This is a genomic window from Flavobacterium sp. PL02, assembly GCF_035013205.1.
Taxonomy (GTDB): Bacteria; Bacteroidota; Bacteroidia; order Flavobacteriales; family Flavobacteriaceae; genus Flavobacterium.
The window spans coordinates 40,464-65,259 of sequence record NZ_JAYGJP010000002.1; the positions used below are offsets into that span (position 1 = coordinate 40,464).

Genomic DNA, 24,796 nt, shown 5'->3' on the forward strand with positions numbered 1-24,796 from the left:
AATGAATTCAACGATTCACGAAAACAGAAAAAACAATAGAAGAAGCTTGAGTAAAAATTTCATAATAACACTAGTTTTCGCATTTGTAAGCCATGCATTTTATGCACAAGGAGCTTTTGACAAATATGATGGTCAGGATGATGTAACATCTGTAATCGTAAACAAAAAAATGTTCGATTTAATGAGTAAGGTAAAAGTTGATGCTTCTGATAAAGAAACACAACAATACTTAAGCCTTATCAAAAAACTAGACAATCTAAAGGTGTTTACAACACAAAGTACCAGAGTTGAAGCCGACATGAAACTTACCGCAGATAAATACATAAAATCTGCAGGTTTAGAAGAGTTAATGCGAGTAAACGATAACGGAAGAAACGTAAAAATTTATGTAAAATCTGGAGCAAGCGACACTCAAATAAAAGAGTTATTTATGTTTATTGATTCAGGTAAAAATGAAGACACAGTTTTACTATCACTTACTGGTAATTTTGATTTAAATGAAATCTCGGTACTTACAGACAAAATGAAATTACCTGGAGGTTCTGATTTGAAAAAAGCATCTAAAGGAAAAAAATAACATGAAACGAATCACCAACATTTTCGCCTTTTTAGGATTATTACTTCTAGTAAGTTGCAATTCTGAACCTTCATTACAGAAATATTTCGTAGAAAATACCGAAAACAAAAACTTTATTGCTCTCGATGTTTCGCCAAGTATTCTCAATGTAAACAAAGAAAAACTATCTGCTGAACAAAGCGAAGCATTAAACTCTTTCGACAAAATGAACATCTTGGCTTTTAAACGAAATGATAAAAACCAAACGGAATATGAAGCCGAAAGAACTAAGCTAAATACTATTTTAAAGAACCCAAAATACCAACAATTAATGAAATTTGGTTCTGGAAAAGATGGCGCTTCAGTAAGCTATGTAGGAACAGACGAGAATATTGAAGAGTTCATAATTTATACCAACAGAAATGAAAATGGTTTTGCAGTAGTTCGTGTTTTAGGAAAAAATATGAATCCAAACAATATCATGACATTAATGACCGTTCTTAAAGAATCTAATATAGATATGGAACAACTTAAACCGTTACAACAACTGATTAAATAATTCTTACTTTAAAAACAAAAAAGCCTCTTGATTGAGGCTTTTTTTATACCCGAATTTGATTATTTCTATTCAAAAAGCTGTATCAAAAGCAGTATTAATAAAATTTATGATATTTCATCTTTTTTTTAACAGAAATAAAAACAAAACGACATAATTTTTTACAAAAAAAGCAACACTGAAAACGAAATAATATATATTTGACCAAACATTAAAATCATATATATGAAAAAAATTTTACTCTTTGCTTTATTCTCTACATTTAGTATTAATGCCCAAACACCTAGTGATTATGTAACTGGATTAAATACACCAACAGGAATTGCATTTGATAGTGCTGGAAACTTATATGTTGCCGATTACAGCGCATACAATGTAACTAAAATCACTCCAAGCCTTATAAAAACTCCTTTTATTAGTTCTCTAAACGGAACACCACAACAAATAGCTTTTGACCCCAATGGTAATCTTTGGATTGCTGGATCAGGCTCCATTGACGAAATCAAAAAAGTAACACCAACCGGGGTAGCAACTTCTTACCCAGCTTTAAATGACCCTTACGGGATAGCAATCGATGCATCTGGCAATGTATATTACTCAGAAGCTATTTCCGGAAGCATCAAAAAAATAGACATTAATGGAATAGTTACCACTTTTGCTACAGGTCTTACTCAACCAAATGGGATGGTATTTGATAAATCGAGCAATTTAATTGTTGCAGATAAAGTTGAAGGCGAAATAAAAAAAATAACCCCTGCAGGTACTGTAAGCACACTTATTTCAGGAATGATGAATCCATCTAACCTTCTTTACACACCAAATGGAGATTTATACATTTCAACAGGTACGCTAGGTAGAATTTTTCGTTTCCCTGCAGGGGGCTCAAATGGAGACCAAACTCAATATACAAGACTTAATCTTGGTGACAGCGCAGGACAAATGGCTTTTTACAATGGAGCACTTTACGTTAGCACAAGTGCCAAAAAAGTAATTAAAATTACTGACCCAATGTTAGGATTAAAAGACGTTAACAATACAACAGATAACTTTGTAGTTTATCCTAATCCTGCAACAGATTATTTAGTTATCGAAAACAGTAAAGTTGATTTAAAAACGATTCAATTATTTGACATGACAGGTAGAGAAGTTCAAAACTTCAAAGCATCTGACAGCAAAGACAATAAAATCATTTTATCAAATTTAACTTCAGGAAATTATATTTTAAAAGTTAACAATACATCTAAAAAGATAATTGTAAAATAAGTAATTTCTCTATCAAATAAAAAAGCCTCAAAATTTAGATTTTGAGGCTTTTTTTATATCGGGATTTGAGATTATTTACTCAAATACATTTTTCTTCTTGAGTACAATTCGTAGAACTGATCGTCTTTTAAGTCATCGATAAACAAGATACTTTCACCTGTCGATTTCATCTCTGGTCCTAATGCTTTGTTTACATTATGGAATTTACTAAAAGAGAATACAGGTTGTTTAATTGCAAATCCTTTTAATTGTGGGTTGAATTTAAAGTCAGTCACTTTATTATGCCCCAACATTACTTTTGTAGCGTAGTTTACATAAGGTTCTCCATAAGCTTTTGCTATAAATGGTACTGTTCTCGATGCTCTAGGATTAGCTTCGATAATGTAAACTGTATCGTCTTTTATCGCAAACTGTATATTTATTAAACCAACTGTTTTAAGAGCTCTCGCAATTTTTATAGTATGATCTTTTATTTGTTGCATTACAAACTCTCCCAAGTTAAAAGGAGGTAATGTCGCATTACTATCTCCCGAGTGAACTCCACAAGGCTCGATGTGCTCCATTATTCCTATGATATAAACATTTCCATCAGCATCACAAATTGCATCCGCTTCAGCTTCGATTGCTCCAGCTAAGTAATGATCCAGAAGTAATTTATTCCCAGGAATTGTTTTCAATAAATTAATAACGTGCTCTTCAAGTTCTTTCTTGTTGATTACAATTTTCATTCCCTGACCACCTAATACATAAGAAGGACGAATCAATAATGGAAAATCTAGAGTATCTGCAAGAGCAGAAGCTTCATCCGCAGTTTCAGCGATTCCAAATTGAGGGAAAGGAATATGCAATTCAGTTAATAACTCAGAGAAACGTCCTCTATCTTCAGCTAAATCTAAGGCATCAAAACTTGTTCCTATAATTTTTACACCGTATTTAGATAATTTATCTGCTAGTTTTAATGCTGTCTGACCACCTAACTGTACAATTACACCCTCTGGTTTTTCATGCTGAATGATATCGTAGATATGCTCCCAGAAAACTGGCTCAAAATACAATTTATCAGCAGTATCAAAATCTGTCGAAACAGTTTCTGGATTACAGTTAATCATGATAGTTTCGTAACCACACTCTTTAGCTGCAAGTACCCCGTGAACACAAGAATAATCAAATTCAATTCCTTGTCCAATTCGGTTTGGTCCAGAACCTAAAACTATTATTTTCTTTTTATCGGTAACAATACTTTCGTTATCTACATAACGTTCCCCATTTGCTTTTTCTATTTCAGCTTCAAAAGTTGAATAGTAATAAGGAGTTTTCGCCTTAAATTCGGCAGCACAAGTATCTACTAATTTAAACACACGGTTAATGTTCTTATCCATACGCAAAGTATGCACTTCACTTTCCAGACAATTCATCATGTGAGCAATTTGTCTGTCGGCAAAACCTTTTTGTTTCGCTTCAAGCAAAAGTTCTTTTGGCAAAGTAGCTACTTTATAGTTTGAAATTTCTTTCTCCAGAGTATAAAGTTCTTCATATTGTTTCAAGAACCACATATCTATTTTAGTAATTTCATGAATACGGCTCAACGGAATTCCCATTGCAATTGCATCATAAATTACAAAAACACGATCCCAACTTGCAAAAGTTAGTTTCTCGATAATTTGTTCGTAATTTTTATATCCTTTTCCATCAGCACCTAAACCATTACGTTTAATTTCTAATGATTGTGTTGCTTTATGTAAAGCTTCTTGAAATGAACGTCCGATACCCATAACCTCACCTACAGATTTCATCTGAAGACCAAGAGTTCTGTCAGCACCTTCAAATTTATCAAAGTTCCAACGAGGTATTTTTACAATCACATAATCTAAAGTCGGTTCAAAAAGAGCCGAAGTCGATTTTGTAATTTGGTTTTGCAATTCATCAAGATTGTATCCTAAAGCTAGTTTAGAAGCAATTTTTGCAATTGGATAACCAGTTGCTTTCGATGCCAATGCAGATGAACGAGATACACGAGGGTTGATTTCAATCGCAACGATATCTTCTTTTTCGTCTGGCGAAACCGCAAATTGTACATTACAACCTCCTGCAAAGTTTCCGATACTACGCATCATTAATATAGCGTAATCACGTAATTTTTGGAATGTTGTATCCGATAAAGTCATTGCTGGTGCAACTGTAATCGAATCTCCAGTATGAATTCCCATTGGATCCATATTTTCGATAGAACAAATAATTACAACATTATCATTCTTATCTCTTAAAAGTTCCAACTCATATTCTTTCCAACCCATTAAAGCTTTATCAATTAAAACCTCATGTATTGGCGAAGCTTCAAGACCTCTTGTTAAAAGCTCATCAAAATCTTCTTTTTTATAAACAATCGCAGCTCCAGTTCCTCCAAGTGTAAATGAAGGACGAATTACAAGTGGGAAACCAAATTCCTGTGCAATTTCTTTTCCTTCTAAGTACGAAGTAGCCGTTTTTGCAGGTGCAGTTGGTACATTAATTTTTTCAAGAAGTTGTTTAAACTGCTCTCTATCTTCAGTAATATTAATGGCGTTCACATCAACACCAATTAATTTTACTCCAAAATCAGCCCAAATTCCCTTTTCATCAGCTTCCAAACATAAATTTAATGCAGTTTGTCCTCCCATTGTAGGCAAAACAGCATCAATTTGTGGATGTGCTTTCAGAATTTCAATAATCGATTTTGTAGTTAGTGGTTTTAAATATACATGATCCGCCATTGATGGGTCGGTCATAATAGTCGCTGGATTTGAGTTTATCAAGATAACTTCAATTCCTTCTTCACGAATAGAACGTGCTGATTGTGATCCTGCATAATCAAATTCGCAAGCTTGACCAATAACAATAGGCCCCGAACCTATTATTAAAACTGATTTTATTGATGTGTCTTTTGGCATTTTAATTGTATTGTGTAGTTATATTTTCTTTTAATGTTTAATCCTACTGCATTAGAAATTAAAACATTACTCATTTTTTAATGACAAGGTATAAAAAAAGGCGATACTAAAAAAAGTAACGCCTTATTTATGTTTATAGAAACATTATTTTTTGTGTCTAGGTTCGCTAGAAACAGTCAGTTTATGTCTTCCTTTAGCTCTTCTACGTGCAAGAACTTTTCTTCCATTCGCAGAAGCCATTCTGTCCATAAATCCGTGCTTATTTCTTCTTTTTCTTTTCGATGGTTGAAACGTTCTTTTGCTCATTGCTTTGTATCTTTAAATATGGTGTCTAATATCTTCTTTTTGTTCTTCGAATATTGTTACTCTAAAACCGAGTGCAAATATACAAAGACTTTTTTTCCTTGCAAGTAGTTTTATAAAAATATTTTTAATTCATTTTACTATCTTTGCAATCACAAAAATACACCTATTATGTTTCACAGAAATATTAAAATTATTTTAGCCGGACTATTAGTAGTTGCTGGCGTTTGGCAATTTACAGAAAGTAATATCGGAAACGGAATCTTTCTTATATTATTAGCTGGAATACCTATTTTCCTTTACTTTAAAAATGAATTCATCTTATTAGCCTTCCTGAAATTAAGAAAACAAGATTTTGAAGGTGCTAAAAAATGGCTGGCATACATCAAAAATCCTGAAACTGCTTTAGTAAGAAAACAACAAGGTTACTTTAATTACCTACATGGTATTATGGTTTCTCAAACTAATATTAATCAAGCTGAGAAATATTTCAAAAAAGCAATTGAACTTGGTTTATCTATGGATATGGATTTAGCTGTTGCAAAATTAAACCTTGCTGGTGTTGCTATGTCACGCCGAAGAAAGCTTGAAGCGACTAATTTATTGAATGAAGCTAAGAAATTAGACAAACAAGGAATGCTGAAAGAGCAAATCACAATGATGAAAGATCAAATGAAGAAAATCTAAATTTCTTTAAATTACAATATCTAAAATCCCAAATTCTAAAAAGAGTTTGGGATTTTTTTTTGACTTGCGCGGAAAACTTTGACAAAGGTTTCGAACCATAAACCAATTGGAATTTAGAATTTTAGATATTGAAATTTTAATTAGAAGCTATTTCCTGCTATGCGCTTGTATCTTTTCCTGTCTAAAGAAGCCAGAAAAAGGATACCGCTTCTATCAGGGCTAGAGCTCTAGGTTTCATAAGAACATTTTCTCTTTAGTTAGTCTTAACGTTTAGTTTGTCATCCCGAGGAACGAGGGATCTCCACTAGTAGCTCGCCAAACTAAATAAACTTTGTGTTAGTCGCTTGTGAAGATCCCTCGTTCCTCGGGATGACAAGATTGTATGAAATAACTTTGCGACAAAAATTGCACGTAAAACTTTGACAAAGATATCGAACCGCAAAACAGTTGGAATTTGGACCCGAGCGTTAGGAACAGGCGAAGCAATTTCAAAAAATTGGAATTTTAAGATTTCTAATCTTCCAAAATTATCGAAGGTAAATTTTCATTCAACCATTTAAATTTATTCAAAATCATAATATGCGTTCCGCCTTTTACCACTTTGCAGTTAGCAATATATTTTATCGGGAAAACCTCATCTTCATCACCATGAATATGAATTACACTTTCGTCGATTTTAGTTCTATCCCAAAGAATTACCTGCTCGATAGCCCAATCTAAATAACGAATATCACGCACAGATAAGAATTTCTCATATAGCTTTAACCTCTTGTTTATCTTTTCTCCAAAAGAAAACTTAGCCAAATTCTCTACATTTAATATCAGTCGCATTGGTATCAGCTTATATGCTTTGGTAGTTTTGGCAATTTTCATTCTTCGAGGAAATTCCGCATTACACTTTACACTCGAAATAATAATTACTTTTCTAGCCTCAATATGCTTTGCCATTTCCTGAACCAGGATTCCTCCGAAAGAAACTCCTACTAAAACAGGATTCGAATGTTTTATGTTTTGCGCTATCCTTTTAGCATAATCCTGCAAAGACTCATGCTCAAGCGGAATTTCCCATTCTAATAAATGCATCTCAAAAGTATCTTCGGGCAATGCGATTCGTTCAAAAATAGTAGTACTTGCCGCAAGACCCGGCATAAAGTAAACAGGAATTTTATTCATAATTGTATTTCAGGCATTAACAACAAACTAAATATCATTATCGACATAAAATTATCGCTTTTTAACGACTCTACTCTATTTTTTAGATAATATTATTATTAAAAAACACAGCAAATACGAGTGCTAACAACATTTTTAAAAACGTAAAGCATATCTCACTCACAAAATCATTTGATATTGAATATCAAATGATTACCTTTGTTATAGAAATAATTTGTTTCTGATAATATATTACAAGAAGTTTTCTGAACCTCTTAATATGGTTCATTTCTTCTATTTTTTTTTAAATACCACATAAAAAACAAATAATATGGAACCCATTTCATTAATGGAGATCAAAGACAATGCCTTTGCAAGACAATTTGAAACCTCAACCCCTACAGGATTAGTTACAATCGAATACTCTTTTCAAGAAAAAAAGATATTTCTAACAAAAATCAACACTCCAGATTCATTCGAAGATCAAGAATTTCTTTATAGCATGCTTAGAAGCATCATGGAAATTTCGATTGAACGAAAATTAAAAGTAGTCCCTATTCACCCTAAAATTGTAGTTTTCTTTAAGAAAAACCCAACTTATAAAGAACTACTTCCTCCTGGTATCCGAATTTAATAGTACCCTATTACATTCATCCACAATCCTCCTATCACCATATATATGAGTAATAGGACAAGACCTGTTACAAGACCTTTTACCCACCAGCTCTTTAAATCAACATAACCACTACCAAAAAACACAGGAGCTGGTCCGTGACCATAATGAGTTAATGTTCCATAAAGCGAACCTACAAATCCAAGCATAAACGCTAATAACAATCCCGGAATACCAAGAGAAACTCCTACTCCTAATAACGCAGCATACATTGCTGCAACGTGAGCTGTTGCACTTGCAAAAAGATAGTGACTAAAAAAGTATACCAAAATTATTATAGGAAAAGCCATTTGCCAGCTCAATCCTCCTATTTGTTGCTTAACTAAATCGCTAAACCAACCTATAAATCCTAATTCATTGAGCGAACTTGCCATCATTACCAAAACCGAAAACCAAACAATCGTATCCCAAGCTCCTTTTTCGGATTTTACATCTTCCCATGTTAATACTGAAGTCAACAATAAAATCACCAATCCTATAAAAGCCGTTGTAGTAGCATCGATAGAAAATAAATCACCTGTCATCCAAAGAAACAATAAAATAAAAAATGTTAACAACATCAACCATTCATTTCTAGAGATTGGCCCCATTTCTTTTAGCTTTTGCTTAGCAATTCCCGGAGCGTCTTTTGTCGATTTTAATTCAGGCGGATAAATTTTATATAAAACAAAAGGAATTACAAAAAAAGCAACTAATCCTGGCACAATTGCAGCAAGAGCCCAAGACATCCAGGTAATTTTAATTCCTAAATTTAGAGCAAACTTCTGGCACATCGGGTTACTTGCCGTTCCTGTTAAAAACATCGAGGATGAAATAAGATTCATATTATAACTATTTAAAGTTAAAAAAGAACCCAATTTCCTATGTGTTTCAGGTTTATCTGGCTCAGAGCCAAAACTTATTGCCATCGATTTCATAATAGGATAAATAATCCCTCCACCTCTGGCAGTATTACTAGGAACTGCAGGAGCAAGACATAAATCAGCTAGTCCTAATCCGTAGGCTAATCCTAACGAACTTTTCCCGAATATCCTTATGAATATAAAAGCAATTCTATTTCCTAATCCTGTTTTAATAAATCCACGTGCTATAAAAAAGGATATTCCGATAAGCCATATTACTTTATCCCCAAAACCTCTTAATGCAAGCGTAATTGATTTTCCTGCTTCACCCGGAGCTAAAACTTGTGAAAATGCGGTTACTGCAATTGCAATCATACACATTGTACCCATTGGAGCAGCCTTTAAAATAATCCCAAGAATGGTAGCCACAAAAATGGCAAATAAATGCCACGCTTCTTGTTTCACTCCTTCAGGAGCTGGAATAATCCAAAGAACAATACCTACTGCAAGCGTAATTAATGTTTGAGGAATTTTTACTTCTTTCATAAAAAATAGAGATTAATTTAAACTAAAGCCTGCATTGAAATTGTATAATAAATAGTTCTTTATCATAATAACTTGTATTAGGAATATTCTTGGTGTACCTGTCAATTTCAACTCCCATTTCGATTCGTCCTGTATATGCTTTTCCAAATTCTAAACTTAACATTGGCGTAAGTGTTTGCCTTACGTTTGAATCTACTTTAAAACTCGAATCAAAATATTCATATCTGGCAGAAAATTCCAGAGATGTAAGTTTCTTATAATTGATTACATATCTAAAATTAGGCAAAAAATAAAAACCTCGCATTTGGTAATCATTCACATTGGCAGTACGGGCATCCACAGGAAGTGAATAATATAAATTATGATTGGTTCCTTGCTTGATTTCGAATTGAGTATCCAGAGAAAGTTTATCTGCTAATTTAAAATCGGCAGCAATATCTGCTCCTAAAGCAAATACATCGCTAGTATATACTTTTCCGGTTCCTCCGTTAAGTCCCAAATTAAGATGGTGTTTTTTCGATAATCCAAAAACAACACGGGTAGAATATTGCTTCCCACTGTCTTTATCCATATTTTGATTTCTCCCATTTCCATTTAAAACCGAAACAGCATAATTTACAGGGATATTCCCAAGATCTGCAGATCCTGTCATCGAAGCTCCAATCTGAAAACTTGTCCATCCATTCTTTCCAAACTCATAATATTGATTCGAGAAATCAAATGACTTTATGATATCTACAGGAACACTTTCTTCTATACCAAAACCTGGTCGAAACTGACCACCTGTAAAAGCAATATATTTATTAAAAGTATATTTTGCGTAAGCATTCTCCAATACTTTGTTCTGGGGATCCGATTTAAAATCGGCTAAATTCACCAATACAACAACTTCGGTATGCTCACTTAAATTTGCTGCAACACTTACACGCATTCTTTTTATATCAAAAGAACTCCTTGTTACTTCTCCGGTAGTATGCTGAACTCCTAAAACATCAACATTATCTGTAATTGACCCCAGAAAACGTACTTGCAAAAGCCCTTTAAATTTAAATTTTGGGTATACCACTTCTTTTTCTTTCTCCTTTTCTTTCAGTTCAACCTTCAGTGTATCCTTCACAGATTGAGCCATCAGAAAAAATGGCATTATCAGAAATATAAAAACAACTCTAGCTAGCATAGTTTTCCCCATAAGCTTCTTAAATATAAAATTAGGCGTGTATATATTATCTGAGTTTAAAACTCAGTCTCGTTTTTTTAAATCTATCTTCGATTTGTACCATTATTTGCAGGCCTCGGTGTCGCTGGTCTTGGTGTCGTCGTTGGTCTTGGTGTCGTCGTTGGTCTTGTTACAGGACGCGTTGTTGGTCGAGTCGTTGGAGTTACAGGACGGGTTGTTGGTCGAGTAGTTCCTGGATTAGTTGGCCTAACAACTGGTCTTGTAGTTGGGTTTGTAGGCGTTACAGGACGTGTAACTGGTCTTGTTGTACCTGTTCCCGGTCTAGTCGATGGATTTGTAGGTCGTGTTACCGGCCTCGTTGTACCTCCTGGTCTAGTCGTAGGATTAGTAGGCCTTGTACCAGGTCTAGTTGTCCCGCTTGGTCTAGTTGGTCTGGTAGATGTAACTGGCGCAGGTCTTTTATAATCTCTACCGTTATAGGTCGTATTATATCGTCCGTTAACTCGGTTGTCTCTAACAACTACAGATGTGTTTCTTCTAGAAACATAATTATTATAGTATCTAGGGTTTCTTATAACGGCTGTTCTGCGATAATAAGGATTTCTGTAATAATGTCCGTGATACCCCCAATAATCATGATAATAAACTGGACGCCAAGGACGCCAGTACGGAGGATAATATCCCCAATGCCAAGGAGATCTATACGCTACATATATAGGAGAAAACAAAAACAAAATTACTGGCCACGCACTTACACTTGTACTTACATAACTTGGGCTAGTTGTAGTATTATAATTATTGGTTGTGTTATTATTTACAATTACCGTAGGCTCTCCTTTATAACCAGGATTAGGCGTTCCCGTAGCTGTATCTGCAGGCTCAACTATATAGTTTTTACCATATAAATCTTCGTCTCCAATAGCCTGAACATGTATATTTCCCTTCTTATCTTTATCAACCTCAATAACAGCAATATCTTGTGTTTCTTTACTATTTACCGCAACCTGAAGCACAATAACATGGGTATTCCCTTCTTTATGTCCTTCTACCTCGAGGTAATCGATTTCTCCATCATTATTTAAATCTAAATTATTAACCTTATTATCCGGATCATTCAATGCTTTTTCAAAATCTTCCAAAGTTTTAGACTTTTGAAAAATATCTAATACTGCATATAAATTAAGGTTATCTCCTGGCAAACCTAAAGCAACAGGCTCATTATCTGTTTGAGATAATATAGGAAGACTAAAAAAACTAGTCAACACAATAGCTAGATATAATATACTTTTTTTCATGTTAATAATTAGTTAATTTATAAATATGCTTACTAAGGTATAAAAAAACAGACAAAGTTTAACAACATCCTACAACTTTCTATTTTCAATAAAACTTACGGAAAAGTTTTTAATTAAGCTCCTTATTTTACTATAGATAAAACATAAAATGTAAGACTTATATCCTTAACTTTGTAAATAACCGTATTTCGCATACGCTTATTCTACTTGTAATACCTTACAAAAATCCGTTTACAATTTATCATATAATTATAGAAACAAAATTATGATGAGAAAACATTTACCTATTTTCTTTTTTTTCCTTTCCCTAACTTATGGATATGCCCAGATAGAAGTTTCACCAACTCTTGAAGATGCTATTTATAAAGCCATAGAAAAAAGCACCTCTTTAAAAAATAAAGATTTAGATATTGAAAAATTGAATCTTCAGGAAAAAGGAGTCTGGAATAAATACATCCCTACAGTCGAAGCAAGTGCTTTATATACTTATTTTGACAACAAACTAACCGTAGATCTTCCTACAGCTACTGTACCTATTGTAAACTATCCGCTTTTTGATGGTAAAACGGCTTTTAAAAATTACGGAAACATTTTTAATGGGAGCGTGATGGCAAAAACCGTATTGTTTAGTGGTATGCAAATTCCTAATGGTGCAAAAGCCATACAAGAAAAATCCAAAGGAACAGTATTCTTAAAAGAATCCGAGAAAGACGGTATCATAAAAGATGTCATTAACACTTTTGATCAATTAGAACTATTAAAGGAAATAGACAAACTGATAAAAGAGAGCGAAAAACGATTAGATACCGAAACTAAACGCGTTACAAAAGCAATAGAACAAGGTCTGGCAATTCCTTACGATAGAGATAAAATTAAATTAGCTTCACTAGAATTGGCATCCAAAAAAATTGAGCTGGATGGAAAACGAAGATTAATTTATAAAAAGATTCAATACTTAACTGGCTATTCTATTAGCGAAATAGACAATGTTCAATACAATTTAGTTCCTTATTTAATTACCGATGAAAAATTAAGCACTCAAAACAAACAGGAAATTAAAGCCTTGGAATCGTTTAAAACAGCTTACGAGTATTTATTAAAAAAAGAAAAAGGTACTTATTTACCAACTTTAGGAGCATTTGGAGGAGTTTCTTACTCCAGTTTATTTAATGCCAATGCAACTACCCCTATAGTTACCGGAATAAATCAAGCACTATATTTAGGACTAAATGAAGCCACTATAAGCAACAACTGGGTTGTGGGAGCCGCAATGAAATGGGAAGTTTTTTCGGGTTTTGAAAGAAAACACAAAGTACATGAGGCCAAAATAAACATCGAGCAGATGCAAAATCAAATTGATGATACTAAAGAAAAACTAGAATTACTCCTCGAAAAAAACTTTGTTGATTACAGCGTTCTAACACAAAAAATCGATATTACCCAACAACAAGAAAAAGTAGCAGGCAATAATTTAAATCTAGCTATAAAACAATACAAGGAAGGTCTTATCAATATATCGGAACGACTTGAAGCCGAAAACGATTCTTATAAAGCATCTGTAAATAAAACTACCACTTTAATCGAGCAACGATTATCGGCTATTGAAACAATAATTGCCACTGGCGATTTATCAAAAAAATTATCTAAATAAAAGTTCTATTCTATGAAAAAAGCAATTATAATAGTCATTTTAATCTTCATTTTTACAAGCTGTGAAAAAGCAAAAAAAGAAGATTTAATTCAAGGGAAAATAGAAAAAGAACAAATTGCAGTTGTAAGCAAAATCCCTGGTAAGATTTTAAAAATCTATGTCAAAGAAGGAGATATTGTACAAAAAGGAGATACGCTGGCTATACTTGATATTCCAGAAGTAGATGCTAAAAAAAATCAAGCTGAAGGAGCTGTTATATCTGCGAAAGCGCAATATAAAATGGCTGTAAAAGGCGCAACTGAAAATCAGATTAAGCAGCTTGAAGCTAAAAAAATGGGATTAAAGGAACAATATGAGTTTGCGCAAAAATCGATTAAACGATTAACAAACATGCTCAAAGATTCCTTAATATCACAACAAACTTATGACGAAACTTTTGCTAAATATCAAGGAGCACAAGCCCAATACAATGCTGTTATTGCAGAACTAGATGATGCAAAAAAAGGAGCTCGTATAGAACAACAAACCATGGCGCTAGGACAACAAGACAGAGCGCTGGGTGCATTGCAAGAAGTAGAAACTGCCGACCAAGAACGTTATATAATTGCACCGCAAAATATGAGTATCGAAACCATTACTTTAACCATTGGAGAACTGGCTTTACCTGGCTACACTTTATTTAATGGCTATGTTGCCAACAGTACTTACTTTCGTTTTACAATACCCGAAAATCAATTAGGAAAACTCAAAAAAGGACAAGAAGTAACTGTACATGTTCCTTATAAAAAAACAGATATAAAAGGAAGCATTAGTACTATAAAACAACTGGGAGCATACGGAAACATAGCAACTGCATACCCAGATTATGAAATGCAGGAAAGTTTATTTGAAATAAAAATAACGCCTTCCAATCATGACGAAACAAAAGATTTAATTACAAAAACAACCGTTACTTTATCTCTTTAACTATGCAAAATTTCTTTTCATTGCTTAAACGGGAATTCCGATTATTTTGGAGCAATAAAGTGCTTCGATTACTCTTTATAGGTGCGCCAATACTTTATGGTGTCTTGCTGGGTTATGTTTACGGTAAAGGTAAAGTAACCGATTTACCCATACTTGTTGTTGATCAGGACAGAACCGAATTAAGTTCAAAAGCAATTCAGATGTTTCAGGATAACGAGGTTTTATCTATAGCTTCCGTTCTATACGACCAGAATAATCTTTCCAAGATTGCTATCGAAAAAGGCGCGACTTGTGTTGTTATTATTCCGAAAGATTTCGAGAAAATGACTCTCACAAAAAAGTATCCTGAAATTACAACGATAGTAAATACATCTAATGTTCTAACCGCCAATTATGCATCGACGGCCATACAAATTTGCCTTGGAACATTAAAAGCCGGTATTCAAATTGAAACTTTAAGAAAACAAGGTGTTCCCGAAAATTTACTGATGTCGCAATACGAACCGTTCAAAACTACTTTTATAAAAAAATATAATCGAAGCACCAACTATATGTATTTCCTTTGGCCAGGAGTTTTGGCAACAGTCCTACAACAAGTTTTATTATTAGGATTAGCCCTTTCTTTTGCTTCCGAATTTGAAAATGGAACATTTAAAGATCTTGTAAAAAGATGCCCTTCAATTTTAAATTTATTAGCTGTAAAAATCATTCCTTATATGCTAATGAGTTTTGGTATTTGGTTTATATATTGGCTTTTTACATTATGGTTCAGATTACCATTTTATGACAACCTGCTTCCACTCACATTTATAGCAGGAATATTTGTACTCTCCGTTTCCTTTATTGGGATTCTCGTGAGTATTTTAGTTCCGAATCAATTAAAAGCTACTGAGATTTTAATGGTAATTGCAACACCCAGCTTTATCTTAAGCGGTTTTACTTGGCCTTTAAGCCAAATGCCACAAGCAGTTCAGGCAATTGCCAATGTAATTCCGTTAACACATTTCTTGAAAGCTTTTAGAATATTAATTATTGAGGATGGAACTTTTTCTCAAACTACAAGACCTATCTGGAACATGATAATTATAGGTGTAGTATGTTCTATTGCCGCCTATATTGCTTTATACTTTAAAAAGAAAAATGTTTTAAAAGAAGCTTAAACTCTTTTATTTATTCTATAAAAAACGGCATAAGAATTAATTCTTATGCCATTTTAAGTTCCGACTCATATCCTATTAATTTATCTAAGACAAATAGATTACAACATTGCAATTATTCATTAAAAAAATCGCCCTTGAAACTGTATGATAAACAATTTATTATCATATGTTGTAGTATTAGGCACATTACGTTTATAATTATCAAACTGAATTCCCATTTCTATACGTCCTATATATCCTTTCCCAAATTCTAAACCTGCCATTGGTGTATACGTTTGTCTTGCGTTTGAATTAATTTTAAAACTTCTGTCAAAATACTCATATCGACAAGAAAATTCTATAGCCGTTAGTTTTTGATATTGAATTTCATATCGCAAATTTGGTAAAAAATATCCTCCTCGCATTTCATAATCATTAATATTTCCTGTTCTCGAATCTTCCGCTAGCGAATAATACAAATAATGATTCGTTCCTTGTTTTGCTTCAAGCTGAGTTTCTAATTTTAATTTATCCGTTAATTTAAAATCAATCGTAAAATCTAATCCTACAGCAAAGACTTTGGTATTAAAAACTTCTCCAATACCTCCATTAATTCCAAAATTGATATTATGCTCTTTATTTAATTCTAAGGCAAGACGAGAAGAATATTGCTTGCCATCATCTTTGTCCGATACTTGATCTCTCCCATTACCATTTACAGCAGAAAAAGTATAACTAATAGGGATTTTACCCAAATCAAACCCTCCAAACACAGAAGCTCCGATTTGAAAACTTGTCCAACCATTGTTTCCAAATTCGGTATATTGGTTAGAATAATCAAATGATTTTAGAATATCGGCAGGATTTAATTCCTCGATTCCAAAAGCAGGTCTAAACTGCCCCAAAATAAATCCTATTTCCTTATTAAAGATATACCTTGCAAAAGCATTCTCTAAAACTTTTCCTTTAGGATCCGATTTAAAGTCTGCAAAATTAGCCAGAACAACAATATCAAACCCTTCACCTAATTTAGTGGTAAGTCCCAAACGCATCCTTTTAATGTCGAATGTATTTTCTACTGCATTACCATCTGCATGTTGCAAACCAGTTGTCGCGTCTATACCTTGAGTTAAATCACTTAAATAACGCCCCTGAAAAAGTCCTTGAAATTTAAATTGTGGATATTTAACTTCATTTTGAGAACCAGGCTCTGTAATTTGCCCATTCGAAAGAAAAGGCAATAAAAAGATTAGAAACACAACCTTTTTTGAAAAAAAATTATTTAAAAAATCCATGAATAAAAATTTAGATATATTTTTCTTTAATAAATCCAAAGCCATAAAACAGCTTTTTTCTTACAACAAAATTATCTAATCTAAATAGTCTTTAATCTGACTTATATCATGTACTTATATTTATTTAACAATTATTTTCTTAAAAATATTAAACAAAAAAAGCGCTAGAATTAACTTGCGCTCTTTTTATTATTATGTTATAACTAGATTATTTTTCGATTTCTCTCATAGAGTCCATCTTTTTATGTGCCAGGAATCCAGCAACATCTTCAAAATGCTCTTTAACACGTTTGTTTCCAAATTCGAAAACTTTTGTCGCTAATCCGTCAAGGAAATCACGATCGTGAGATACTAAGATTAAAGTACCATCAAAATCACGTAATGCATCTTTAATAATATCTTTAGTTTTCATATCTAAGTGATTAGAAGGCTCATCCAGAATCAACAAGTTAACTGGTTCTAACAATAATTTTATCATTGCCAAACGTGTTTTTTCTCCTCCTGAAAGCACTTTTACTTTCTTGGTAATATCATCTCCCTGAAACATAAAGGCTCCAAGAATGTTCTTAATTTGCGTACGAACATCTCCAACTGCAATAGCATCGATAGTTTCAAAAATTGTTGCATTTTCATCTAATAAAGAAGCTTGGTTTTGTGCAAAATATCCAATTTGTGAATTATGTCCAATATCAACACTTCCTTCATCAATACCAATTTCTTTCATGATGGCTTTAATCATAGTCGATTTTCCTTCACCATTTTTACCTACGAAAGCTACTTTTTGCCCTCTTTCGATAACAATATTAGCATCTTTAAAAACTACATGATCACCATAAGATTTTGATAAATCTTTTACCACTACAGGATATTGTCCTGATCTTGCTGCTGGCGGGAATTTTAATTTTAATGCCGAATTATCAACTTCATCAACTTGTACGATAACTAATTTCTCTAACATCTTAACACGAGATTGAACCGCATCTGTTTTAGAAAATGTTCCTTTAAAACGGTCAATAAATGCTCTATTATCAGCAATCATTCTTTGTTGCTCATCGTATGCTTTTTGTTGGTGTATACGACGATCTTTTCTTAACTCTAAATAATGAGAATACTTTGCTTTATAATCATAGATTCTTCCCATTGTAACTTCGATAGTACGATTGGTAATATTATCTACAAACGCTCTATCGTGTGAAATTACTACAACTGCTTTTGCTGAATTTATCAAAAACTCCTCTAACCATTGAATACTCTCAATATCCATGTGGTTGGTAGGCTCATCTAGCAAAATTAAGTCTGGCTTACGCAAAAGAATTTTAGCCAACTCTATTCGCATTCTCCATCCTCCAGAAAACTCTGAAGTCTGGCGTGTAAAATCTTCACGTTCGAAACCTAAACCAACTAAAATTTTCTCAACTTCAGCCTCATAATTTACTTCTTCGATAGCATAGAATTTCTCGCTTAAGTCGGAAACTCTTTCGATTAATTTCATGTAAGCATCACTTTCGTAATCAGTACGAACGGTTAATTGCTCATTGATTTCATCAATTTCAGCTTTCATTTGAAAAATCTCGCCAAAAGCTTTTGAAGCTTCTTCCATTACAGTTGATCCATCTTTGGTCAATAAATGCTGAGGCAAATAAGCCACAACAGCATCTTTTGGAGCCGAGATACTTCCAGTAGAGGGCTTGCTTTGTCCTGCTATTATTTTTAAAAGTGTCGATTTTCCCGCACCATTTTTACCCATAAGGGCAATTTTATCATTTTCATTTATAGCAAAAGAAACATCGCTAAAAAGTGTAGTTCCACCAAACTGAACTGAGATATCATTAACTGTAATCATTTTGACTTTTAGATTTTTAGACTGCTTAGATTTTTGACTTCTTAGCAAGTATTTTTTTAAAAGCGCAAAGATAGATTAATTAGAGTATTAGACAATACAATTACATCTCCGACATCTTCGTTTTTTTTAAGTTTTACAATTATTCCTACATCTTTTAAAATTTTAGTTATATCTTGTATAAGAATTTAAAAATCAGAAAATTATGAGAACGAAATTAAACTTGGCAGCTTGCCTAATTGCAGGATTAATATTTGGACTTTCTGCAAATGCTCAAAAAACGGTAATTAAAAAAGCTGCATTACCGGCAAATGCACAAACTTTTTTGAAAACTCACTTCGCTGGACAAGAACCAACTTATATTCTTGAAGATAAAGAAATCTTATCTAAAGAGTACAAAGTTCAATTTGCAAATAATCTTCAAATTGAATTTGATGGAAAAGGAAACTGGAAAGAAGTTGATGGAAAAAACACAGCTATTCCCACAGCTATTGTTCCTGCAAAGATTACTACTTACGTAAAAACTAATTTTGCTAAAGACAAAATAACAAAAATAGAGAAAGAAACTTTGGGCTACGAAGCAAAACTAAGCAGTGGTTTAGAATTAAAATTTAATCCAAAAGGGGAATTTATCAAGATTGCTAATTAAGTTTTATCTAAAAACAAAAAACCTCGATTTCGGGAAATCGAGGTTTTTTGTTTTTAGTCTTTACGCCATTTTTTTGTTTCTTCAAAAATGTGCTCCAAAATTGCAGCTTCAGTTTCATCAAAATCAATATTTCTGCGTCCCATAACTAATCTTGCAGTTTCAAAAGCTTTCTTAGTTACATAGGTAGTAAAACCTGCTGCTCCACCCCAAGAAAAACTTGGTATAAAGTTGCGAGGAAAACCCGAACCAAAAATATTAGCACTTACTCCCACTACAGTTCCTGTATTAAACATGGTGTTGATTCCGCATTTACTATGATCTCCCATCATTAAACCACAAAACTGAAGTCCGGTTTTAGCAAATCCTTCGGTTTCATAACTCCATAACTTTACTTCTTCGTAATTATTTTTTAGATTCGAATTATTGGTATCTGCGCCAATATTACACCATTCTCCTAAAACTGAATCTCCTAAAAATCCGTCATGTCCTTTGTTTGAGTTTGCAAAAAGAACTGAATTCTTAACCTCACCACCTATTCTAGATCCTACACCTACTGTTGTAGCTCCATAAACTTTGGCATTCATTTTTACTTGTGCATTTTCGCATAAAGCAAAAGGCCCACGAATTACAGAACCTTCCATAATCTCGGCATTCTTACCTATATATATAGGTCCTGTAGAAGCATTTAAAGTAACAAACTCTAATTTTGCTCCTTCTTCTATAAATATATCGTCGGGATTAATCGTATTTACGCTTTTTGGTATTGGCTGTGATTTTCTGTCTTCGGTCAAAAAGTCAAAATCTTCACGAATTGCTACAGCATTTTTAGAAAAAATATCCCAAGTATTCTCTACTGTTATACAATCACCATTATACTGTATGATTTCATAAGAGTCAAAATCGACTTCTTCCTGATTTTCATTTGTATAAAAAGCAATAACTTCTTCACCTTTAAAGATAGCTTGGTTCGTTTTTAAATCCGAAACAAGTTCTGCTAAATCATTATTAGGTAAAAATGAAGCATTGATCATTACGTTTTCCTCCAACTCGACCATTGGATATTTTTCCGATAAATATTCTTCGGTTATTGTAGTTGTAGTTGAACCTAAATGCATTTCCCATTTTTGACGTATGGTCATAATTCCGATTAAGATATCGGCAACAGGTCGGGTAAATGTAAAAGGCAATAAGGCATTCCGGACGGGCCCGTCAAATAGAATGTAATTCATAAATTAATTTAATTTGGCAATATATTAAAATCCTGATTTGGTTATCGAGACCAAAGTTACAAATATTTTATTTCTTACAATTATAACGATAAGACTTCTTAGTCAAGCATTAAGGTAAAATAATCATACAAAAAAAGCCTTCCAAAAAGGAAGGCTTTGATTTATTTAAAAACAAACTAAAATTATTTAGCGTGTTTAGCGTATTTAGTTTTGAATTTATCAATACGTCCTGCAGTATCGATAAGTTTAGATTTACCTGTGTAAAAAGGGTGAGATGTTCTAGAGATCTCCATTTTTACAACTGGATATTCAACTCCATCAACTGTTATTGTTTCTTTTGTATCTGCAGTAGATTTAGTGATAAACACATCTTCATTTGACATGTCTTTGAATGCAACTAATCTGTAATTTTCTGGGTGAATTCCTTTTTTCATCTTTACTTTTTATTTATTGTTTGGAGCGTTTTAATTTTGAAGCTTCTTCGTGGTTAGAAAAAGGTGTAAATACAACTACTCTTTTTGTTTTAAAACTTTTAATTATTTCAGTTTGCAAATTTACATTTATTTTTTAATAAACAAACATTTACTCTCTGTTTTTTTATATAAAATCGAAAAGCATTTTTTATCCACGAATATATTGGGAATTGCTATATTTGTGGATTAATTTTAAAACATATAAATTATGATTAATGAAGTTATAAAAAAGAACGGAATTACTTACGGCGTAATAATTGGAATTGTTTTAGCTCTAATTACTGCAATAATGTATTCAATAGACCTTAAACTATTTGTTTCTGGGTGGATTGGAGGCTTAACATTTGTTATTTTCCTAGCTATAACTATTGCATTATTAGTAAAAACTAAAAAGGATTTAAACAATATTTTTTCTTTTAAAGACGCTTTTACTACCTATTTTGTAGCTATACTTATAGGTATATTAATTTCTACTTTTTTCAACATTATCTTATTTAACTTCATTGATCCTAGCGCAAAAGAGACTTTGGGTGAATTAATTAGAAAATATATGGCCGAAACATTGCAAAAATTCGGAACTCCGGCATCGGTAATAAATGAAACTCTGGCAAAAATGAAAGAAAGCAATCCTTACGCTACTGCTGAGCTATTAAAAGCTCTAGTGTTTAGTATTGTTGGCTACTCTATATTAGGATTAATTTTGGCAGCCTTTTTTAAAAGCAAAACTACATATCAAGAATAAAATAAATGAATTTATCTATACTTATACCGCTTCTTAACGAAGAGGAATCACTTAAAGAGCTATACACATGGGTCATTAAAGTGATGCAATCTAACAATTACTCATATGAAATCATTTTTGTGGATGATGGAAGTACAGATAATTCTTGGAATATTATTGAAGGGTTTTCATTAGAAAATCCAAATGTAAAAGGTATTCGGTTCATGAAGAACTTTGGTAAATCACAGGCTTTACACGCTGGTTTTGCCAAGGCTAATGGTGATGTTATTATTACTATGGATGCCGACTTACAAGATAGTCCAGATGAGATTCCTGGATTATACGAAATGATTACCAAAGAGAAATTTGATTTAGTTTCTGGCTGGAAAAAGAAACGTTATGACTCTGTTGTAGCAAAAAATTTACCATCAAAATTATTTAATTGGGCTGCAAGAAAAACTTCTGGTGTTGAATTAAATGATTTTAATTGCGGATTAAAAGCATATAAAAACACTGTTGTTAAGAACATTGAAGTTTCAGGCGAGATGCATCGATATATTCCTGTTTTGGCAAAAAATGCAGGTTTTAATAAAATTGGAGAGAAAGTAGTAATACACCAGGCACGTAAATATGGCGAAACCAAATTTGGTATGGATCGTTTTATTAATGGTTTCCTGGATTTGATTACGATTTGGTTTTTATCAAGATTCGGAAAAAGACCTATGCACTTATTTGGTTTATTAGGTTCTATTATGTTTATAATTGGTTTTTTACTGGCTTTATACTTAGGAATCGACAAATTATTTATTCATAAAACTAGTAGATTAATTACTGAAAGGCCTCATTTTTATTTATCAATAACATCAATGATAATAGGAACTCAGTTATTTTTAGCAGGATTTTTGGGAGAGATTATTTTACGAACTAAAAACAATGAAGCGCGTTATAAAATAGCAAATCAGGTTAATTTTTAGTACATACCTAGCCCTGATGGCAGCGGCATCCTTTATGTTTTTTCTTTAAAAACATAAAGATATAGTGAACAGCAGGAGATTGCTTCGAGAAATCGAAATATTAACTCTTGAAATCGCATTAATTTTTTTGACTTACAATTTAAATAATATACAAATGAATATAGCACCTAACATTTTAACTGCTGTAAACGAATGGCTGACGCCAGCATTTGACAATGAAACACAATCGGCGATTAAAGAGATGATGACAACATCGCCAAAAGACCTTGAAGAAAGTTTTTATAAAAATTTAGAATTCGGAACTGGAGGAATGCGTGGCGTAATGGGTGTAGGAAGCAACCGCATTAACAAATATACGCTTGGAAAAAACACGCAAGGTCTTTCGGATTACATGCACAAAGTTTTCCCTAACCAAACTCTAAAAGTGGCAATTGCTTACGATTGTCGCCACAACAGTAACACACTTGCAAAAGTTGTTGCTGATGTTTTCTCGGCAAATGGAATTCATGTGTATTTATTTTCGGATATGCGTCCGACTCCTGAATTGTCTTTTGCTCTTAAATATTTAGGTTGCCAATGTGGTATTGTACTTACTGCATCGCATAACCCACCAGAATATAATGGTTACAAAGTATATTGGGAAGATGGTGGACAAATTGTTCCTCCGCAAGATGCAGAAATCATTGCTACGATTGAAAGCTTAGAATATGATAAAATTAAATTTCACCCTAACGAGAAATTAATTGAATATATAGATACTGAGATTGATAATGCTTTTATCAATTCATCTATCGAAAATGCTAGTTTTAATACTCCAGCTAAAGCTAAAGAGGATTTACAAATCGTATTTACTTCTTTACACGGAACTTCGATAAAATCGATCCCTCCTACTTTATCACAAGCAGGTTATACTAATGTGCATATTGTACCGGAGCAAGCTGTGCCTAATGGGGATTTCCCGACTGTAAAATCTCCAAATCCTGAAGAGCCTGAGGCTTTAACAATGGCTCTTGCTCTAGCTGTTAAAACAAACTCAGATATTGTTGTTGGTACTGATCCTGACTGTGACCGTCTTGGAGTTGCTGTTCGTAACAACGAAGGAAAAATGATTTTGCTAAATGGTAACCAAACCATGATCTTAATGACTTCTTTCTTATTGAAAGAATGGAAAAAAGCGGGCAAAATTAACGGAAAACAATTTATAGGTTCTACTATTGTTTCGACTCCTATGATGATGGAACTTGCGACAAGTTATGATGTAGAATGCAAAATAGGCTTGACAGGTTTTAAATGGATTGCCAAAATGATCAAAGATTTTCCTGAGCTTGAATTTATTGGTGGTGGTGAAGAAAGTTTTGGTTTTATGGTTGGTGATGCTGTTCGCGATAAAGATGCCGTTGCTGCAACTTTATTAATTTGCGAAATGGCAGCTCAGGCAAAAGCAAGCGGAAGCTCTGTTTATAAAGAACTTTTAAAACTTTATGTTGAGCACGGATTTTATAAAGAACATCTAGTTGCTTTGACCAAAAAAGGAATAGAGGGATTACAAGAAATTAATCAGATGATGATTAATTTACGTGAGAATCCGGTAAAAGAAATTGACGGACAACGCGTAATAATGGTAGAGGATTACCAATCATCGACTGCGTTAAACTTATTGACAGATGAAGTTTCTGAAATGAGTATTCCGAAATCGAATGTATTAATTTATTATACTGAAGATGGTTCTAAAATTTGCGCAAGACCAAGTGGAACTGAGCCAAAAATTAAATTCTACATTAGTGTAAATGCTCAACTTGACTCAGTAGAAGATTTTGATGCAACTGAAGCTATTTTAGACAACAAAATAAAAAACATTATTGCAGCAATGCAATTAACTTAG

22 protein-coding genes are annotated in these 24,796 nt (G+C 32.9%); 12 read left to right on the forward strand and 10 right to left on the reverse strand.

The window, feature by feature from the left end; translation table 11 throughout:
* Position 1 precedes the first annotated feature (1 nt).
* From SHI72_RS08070 to SHI72_RS08080, 3 genes are all read left to right on the forward strand, one after another.
* Positions 2 to 577, forward strand: coding sequence for a DUF4252 domain-containing protein (locus tag SHI72_RS08070; protein ID WP_323489665.1), 576 nt, complete (start codon positions 2 to 4; stop codon positions 575 to 577).
* A 1-nt stretch (position 578) separates the two neighbouring features.
* A complete protein-coding gene (locus SHI72_RS08075; protein WP_323489666.1) occupies positions 579 to 1,115 on the forward strand; it encodes a DUF4252 domain-containing protein in 537 nt (178 codons plus the stop codon).
* 222 nt (positions 1,116 to 1,337) lie between these two features.
* Entirely contained in the window at positions 1,338 to 2,375 is a 1,038-nt protein-coding gene (locus tag SHI72_RS08080; protein WP_086894898.1) for a T9SS type A sorting domain-containing protein, read from the forward strand.
* 71 nt (positions 2,376 to 2,446) lie between these two features.
* On the opposite strand, the gene carB is transcribed toward SHI72_RS08080, so the two are convergent.
* Together carB and rpmH are read right to left on the reverse strand one after the other, a co-directional pair.
* Positions 2,447 to 5,302, reverse strand: coding sequence for a carbamoyl-phosphate synthase large subunit (gene carB / locus SHI72_RS08085; RefSeq protein WP_039112228.1), 2,856 nt, complete (start codon positions 5,300 to 5,302; stop codon positions 2,447 to 2,449).
* A 144-nt stretch (positions 5,303 to 5,446) separates the two neighbouring features.
* Positions 5,447 to 5,608, reverse strand: a complete 162-nt coding sequence (rpmH, locus tag SHI72_RS08090) for a 50S ribosomal protein L34 (protein ID WP_008464848.1) — start codon at positions 5,606 to 5,608, stop codon at positions 5,447 to 5,449.
* A 168-nt stretch (positions 5,609 to 5,776) separates the two neighbouring features.
* Between rpmH and SHI72_RS08095 the strand changes: the two genes are divergently transcribed.
* The gene (locus SHI72_RS08095) at positions 5,777 to 6,292 is read left to right on the forward strand and encodes a membrane protein (RefSeq protein WP_039112229.1); all 516 of its coding nucleotides are present in this window, start codon (positions 5,777 to 5,779) and stop codon (positions 6,290 to 6,292) included.
* A gap of 513 nt (positions 6,293 to 6,805) precedes the next feature.
* Here the strand turns inward: SHI72_RS08095 and SHI72_RS08100 are convergent.
* Positions 6,806 to 7,465 carry an alpha/beta hydrolase gene (locus SHI72_RS08100; protein WP_086894998.1) on the reverse strand — a complete coding sequence of 220 codons (660 nt, stop codon included), beginning with the start codon at positions 7,463 to 7,465 and terminating at the stop codon, positions 6,806 to 6,808.
* A gap of 328 nt (positions 7,466 to 7,793) precedes the next feature.
* Here SHI72_RS08100 and SHI72_RS08105 point away from each other — a divergent pair, with 328 nt between their 5' ends.
* On the forward strand, positions 7,794 to 8,078 hold the full coding sequence (locus SHI72_RS08105; protein ID WP_039112392.1) for a GNAT family N-acetyltransferase: 285 nt from the start codon (positions 7,794 to 7,796) through the stop codon (positions 8,076 to 8,078).
* Here SHI72_RS08105 and SHI72_RS08110 read toward each other — a convergent pair.
* The 3 genes from SHI72_RS08110 to SHI72_RS08120 form a co-directional block, all read right to left on the reverse strand.
* The gene (locus SHI72_RS08110; protein ID WP_039112231.1) at positions 8,075 to 9,505 is read right to left on the reverse strand and encodes an anion permease; all 1,431 of its coding nucleotides are present in this window, start codon (positions 9,503 to 9,505) and stop codon (positions 8,075 to 8,077) included. The two genes, SHI72_RS08105 and SHI72_RS08110, sit on opposite strands and share 4 nt — an antisense overlap.
* Positions 9,506 to 9,527: 22 nt before the next feature.
* Positions 9,528 to 10,649, reverse strand: coding sequence for a porin (locus SHI72_RS08115; RefSeq protein ID WP_323489667.1), 1,122 nt, complete (start codon positions 10,647 to 10,649; stop codon positions 9,528 to 9,530).
* Positions 10,650 to 10,765: 116 nt separating this feature from the next.
* Positions 10,766 to 11,977, reverse strand: coding sequence for a hypothetical protein (locus SHI72_RS08120; RefSeq protein ID WP_323489668.1), 1,212 nt, complete (start codon positions 11,975 to 11,977; stop codon positions 10,766 to 10,768).
* 265 nt (positions 11,978 to 12,242) lie between these two features.
* Between SHI72_RS08120 and SHI72_RS08125 the strand changes: the two genes are divergently transcribed.
* From SHI72_RS08125 to SHI72_RS08135, 3 genes are read left to right on the forward strand one after another with little or no spacing between them, the layout of a single operon-like run.
* Positions 12,243 to 13,628, forward strand: a complete 1,386-nt coding sequence (locus tag SHI72_RS08125) for a TolC family protein (RefSeq protein WP_323489669.1) — start codon at positions 12,243 to 12,245, stop codon at positions 13,626 to 13,628.
* Between the two features lie 12 nt (positions 13,629 to 13,640).
* Complete coding sequence (locus SHI72_RS08130; RefSeq protein WP_323489670.1) at positions 13,641 to 14,594, forward strand: HlyD family secretion protein; 954 nt, start codon at positions 13,641 to 13,643, stop codon at positions 14,592 to 14,594.
* 2 nt (positions 14,595 to 14,596) lie between these two features.
* Entirely contained in the window at positions 14,597 to 15,754 is a 1,158-nt protein-coding gene (locus SHI72_RS08135; RefSeq protein ID WP_039112235.1) for an ABC transporter permease, read from the forward strand.
* 119 nt (positions 15,755 to 15,873) lie between these two features.
* On the opposite strand, the gene SHI72_RS08140 is transcribed toward SHI72_RS08135, so the two are convergent.
* A complete protein-coding gene (locus tag SHI72_RS08140) occupies positions 15,874 to 17,028 on the reverse strand; it encodes a porin (RefSeq protein ID WP_323489671.1) in 1,155 nt (384 codons plus the stop codon).
* 208 nt (positions 17,029 to 17,236) lie between these two features.
* A complete protein-coding gene (locus SHI72_RS08145; protein ID WP_039112395.1) occupies positions 17,237 to 18,871 on the reverse strand; it encodes an ABC-F family ATP-binding cassette domain-containing protein in 1,635 nt (544 codons plus the stop codon).
* A gap of 202 nt (positions 18,872 to 19,073) precedes the next feature.
* Between SHI72_RS08145 and SHI72_RS08150 the strand changes: the two genes are divergently transcribed.
* Positions 19,074 to 19,517 carry a PepSY-like domain-containing protein gene (locus SHI72_RS08150; RefSeq protein WP_039112236.1) on the forward strand — a complete coding sequence of 148 codons (444 nt, stop codon included), beginning with the start codon at positions 19,074 to 19,076 and terminating at the stop codon, positions 19,515 to 19,517.
* Between the two features lie 53 nt (positions 19,518 to 19,570).
* On the opposite strand, the gene SHI72_RS08155 is transcribed toward SHI72_RS08150, so the two are convergent.
* Together SHI72_RS08155 and SHI72_RS08160 are read right to left on the reverse strand one after the other, a co-directional pair.
* Positions 19,571 to 20,746 carry a GlmU family protein gene (locus SHI72_RS08155; RefSeq protein ID WP_323489672.1) on the reverse strand — a complete coding sequence of 392 codons (1,176 nt, stop codon included), beginning with the start codon at positions 20,744 to 20,746 and terminating at the stop codon, positions 19,571 to 19,573.
* A gap of 182 nt (positions 20,747 to 20,928) precedes the next feature.
* A complete protein-coding gene (locus SHI72_RS08160; RefSeq protein ID WP_039112250.1) occupies positions 20,929 to 21,180 on the reverse strand; it encodes a type B 50S ribosomal protein L31 in 252 nt (83 codons plus the stop codon).
* Between the two features lie 247 nt (positions 21,181 to 21,427).
* Here SHI72_RS08160 and SHI72_RS08165 point away from each other — a divergent pair, with 247 nt between their 5' ends.
* The 3 genes from SHI72_RS08165 (at position 21,428) to SHI72_RS08175 (ending at position 24,796) form a co-directional block, all read left to right on the forward strand.
* On the forward strand, positions 21,428 to 21,961 hold the full coding sequence (locus SHI72_RS08165; RefSeq protein ID WP_039119384.1) for a DUF4199 domain-containing protein: 534 nt from the start codon (positions 21,428 to 21,430) through the stop codon (positions 21,959 to 21,961).
* A gap of 5 nt (positions 21,962 to 21,966) precedes the next feature.
* Positions 21,967 to 22,914: a glycosyltransferase family 2 protein gene (locus SHI72_RS08170; protein ID WP_086894991.1), complete on the forward strand. Its 948-nt coding sequence runs from the start codon at positions 21,967 to 21,969 to the stop codon at positions 22,912 to 22,914.
* 154 nt (positions 22,915 to 23,068) lie between these two features.
* Positions 23,069 to 24,796: a phospho-sugar mutase gene (locus tag SHI72_RS08175; RefSeq protein ID WP_323489673.1), complete on the forward strand. Its 1,728-nt coding sequence runs from the start codon at positions 23,069 to 23,071 to the stop codon at positions 24,794 to 24,796.

Excerpts from the sequence above, each read along its gene's own strand:
- SHI72_RS08150 (WP_039112236.1), top strand. The coding sequence starts at position 19,074 with ATGAGAACGAAATTAAACTTGGCAGCTTGCCTAATTGCAGGATTAATA.
- SHI72_RS08170 (WP_086894991.1), top strand. The coding sequence starts at position 21,967 with ATGAATTTATCTATACTTATACCGCTTCTTAACGAAGAGGAATCACTT.
- SHI72_RS08080 (WP_086894898.1), top strand. The coding sequence starts at position 1,338 with ATGAAAAAAATTTTACTCTTTGCTTTATTCTCTACATTTAGTATTAAT.
- SHI72_RS08130 (WP_323489670.1), top strand. The coding sequence starts at position 13,641 with ATGAAAAAAGCAATTATAATAGTCATTTTAATCTTCATTTTTACAAGC.
- SHI72_RS08135 (WP_039112235.1), top strand. The coding sequence starts at position 14,597 with ATGCAAAATTTCTTTTCATTGCTTAAACGGGAATTCCGATTATTTTGG.
- SHI72_RS08125 (WP_323489669.1), top strand. The coding sequence starts at position 12,243 with ATGATGAGAAAACATTTACCTATTTTCTTTTTTTTCCTTTCCCTAACT.
- SHI72_RS08140 (WP_323489671.1), bottom strand. The coding sequence starts at position 17,028 with ATGGATTTTTTAAATAATTTTTTTTCAAAAAAGGTTGTGTTTCTAATC.
- carB (WP_039112228.1), bottom strand. The coding sequence starts at position 5,302 with ATGCCAAAAGACACATCAATAAAATCAGTTTTAATAATAGGTTCGGGG.
- SHI72_RS08120 (WP_323489668.1), bottom strand. The coding sequence starts at position 11,977 with ATGAAAAAAAGTATATTATATCTAGCTATTGTGTTGACTAGTTTTTTT.
- SHI72_RS08145 (WP_039112395.1), bottom strand. The coding sequence starts at position 18,871 with ATGATTACAGTTAATGATATCTCAGTTCAGTTTGGTGGAACTACACTT.
- SHI72_RS08075 (WP_323489666.1), top strand. The coding sequence starts at position 579 with ATGAAACGAATCACCAACATTTTCGCCTTTTTAGGATTATTACTTCTA.
- rpmH (WP_008464848.1), bottom strand. The coding sequence starts at position 5,608 with ATGAGCAAAAGAACGTTTCAACCATCGAAAAGAAAAAGAAGAAATAAG.
- SHI72_RS08095 (WP_039112229.1), top strand. The coding sequence starts at position 5,777 with ATGTTTCACAGAAATATTAAAATTATTTTAGCCGGACTATTAGTAGTT.
- SHI72_RS08100 (WP_086894998.1), bottom strand. The coding sequence starts at position 7,465 with ATGAATAAAATTCCTGTTTACTTTATGCCGGGTCTTGCGGCAAGTACT.
- SHI72_RS08160 (WP_039112250.1), bottom strand. The coding sequence starts at position 21,180 with ATGAAAAAAGGAATTCACCCAGAAAATTACAGATTAGTTGCATTCAAA.
- SHI72_RS08105 (WP_039112392.1), top strand. The coding sequence starts at position 7,794 with ATGGAGATCAAAGACAATGCCTTTGCAAGACAATTTGAAACCTCAACC.
- SHI72_RS08115 (WP_323489667.1), bottom strand. The coding sequence starts at position 10,649 with ATGCCATTTTTTCTGATGGCTCAATCTGTGAAGGATACACTGAAGGTT.
- SHI72_RS08175 (WP_323489673.1), top strand. The coding sequence starts at position 23,069 with ATGAATATAGCACCTAACATTTTAACTGCTGTAAACGAATGGCTGACG.
- SHI72_RS08165 (WP_039119384.1), top strand. The coding sequence starts at position 21,428 with ATGATTAATGAAGTTATAAAAAAGAACGGAATTACTTACGGCGTAATA.
- SHI72_RS08110 (WP_039112231.1), bottom strand. The coding sequence starts at position 9,505 with ATGAAAGAAGTAAAAATTCCTCAAACATTAATTACGCTTGCAGTAGGT.
- SHI72_RS08070 (WP_323489665.1), top strand. The coding sequence starts at position 2 with ATGAATTCAACGATTCACGAAAACAGAAAAAACAATAGAAGAAGCTTG.
- SHI72_RS08155 (WP_323489672.1), bottom strand. The coding sequence starts at position 20,746 with ATGAATTACATTCTATTTGACGGGCCCGTCCGGAATGCCTTATTGCCT.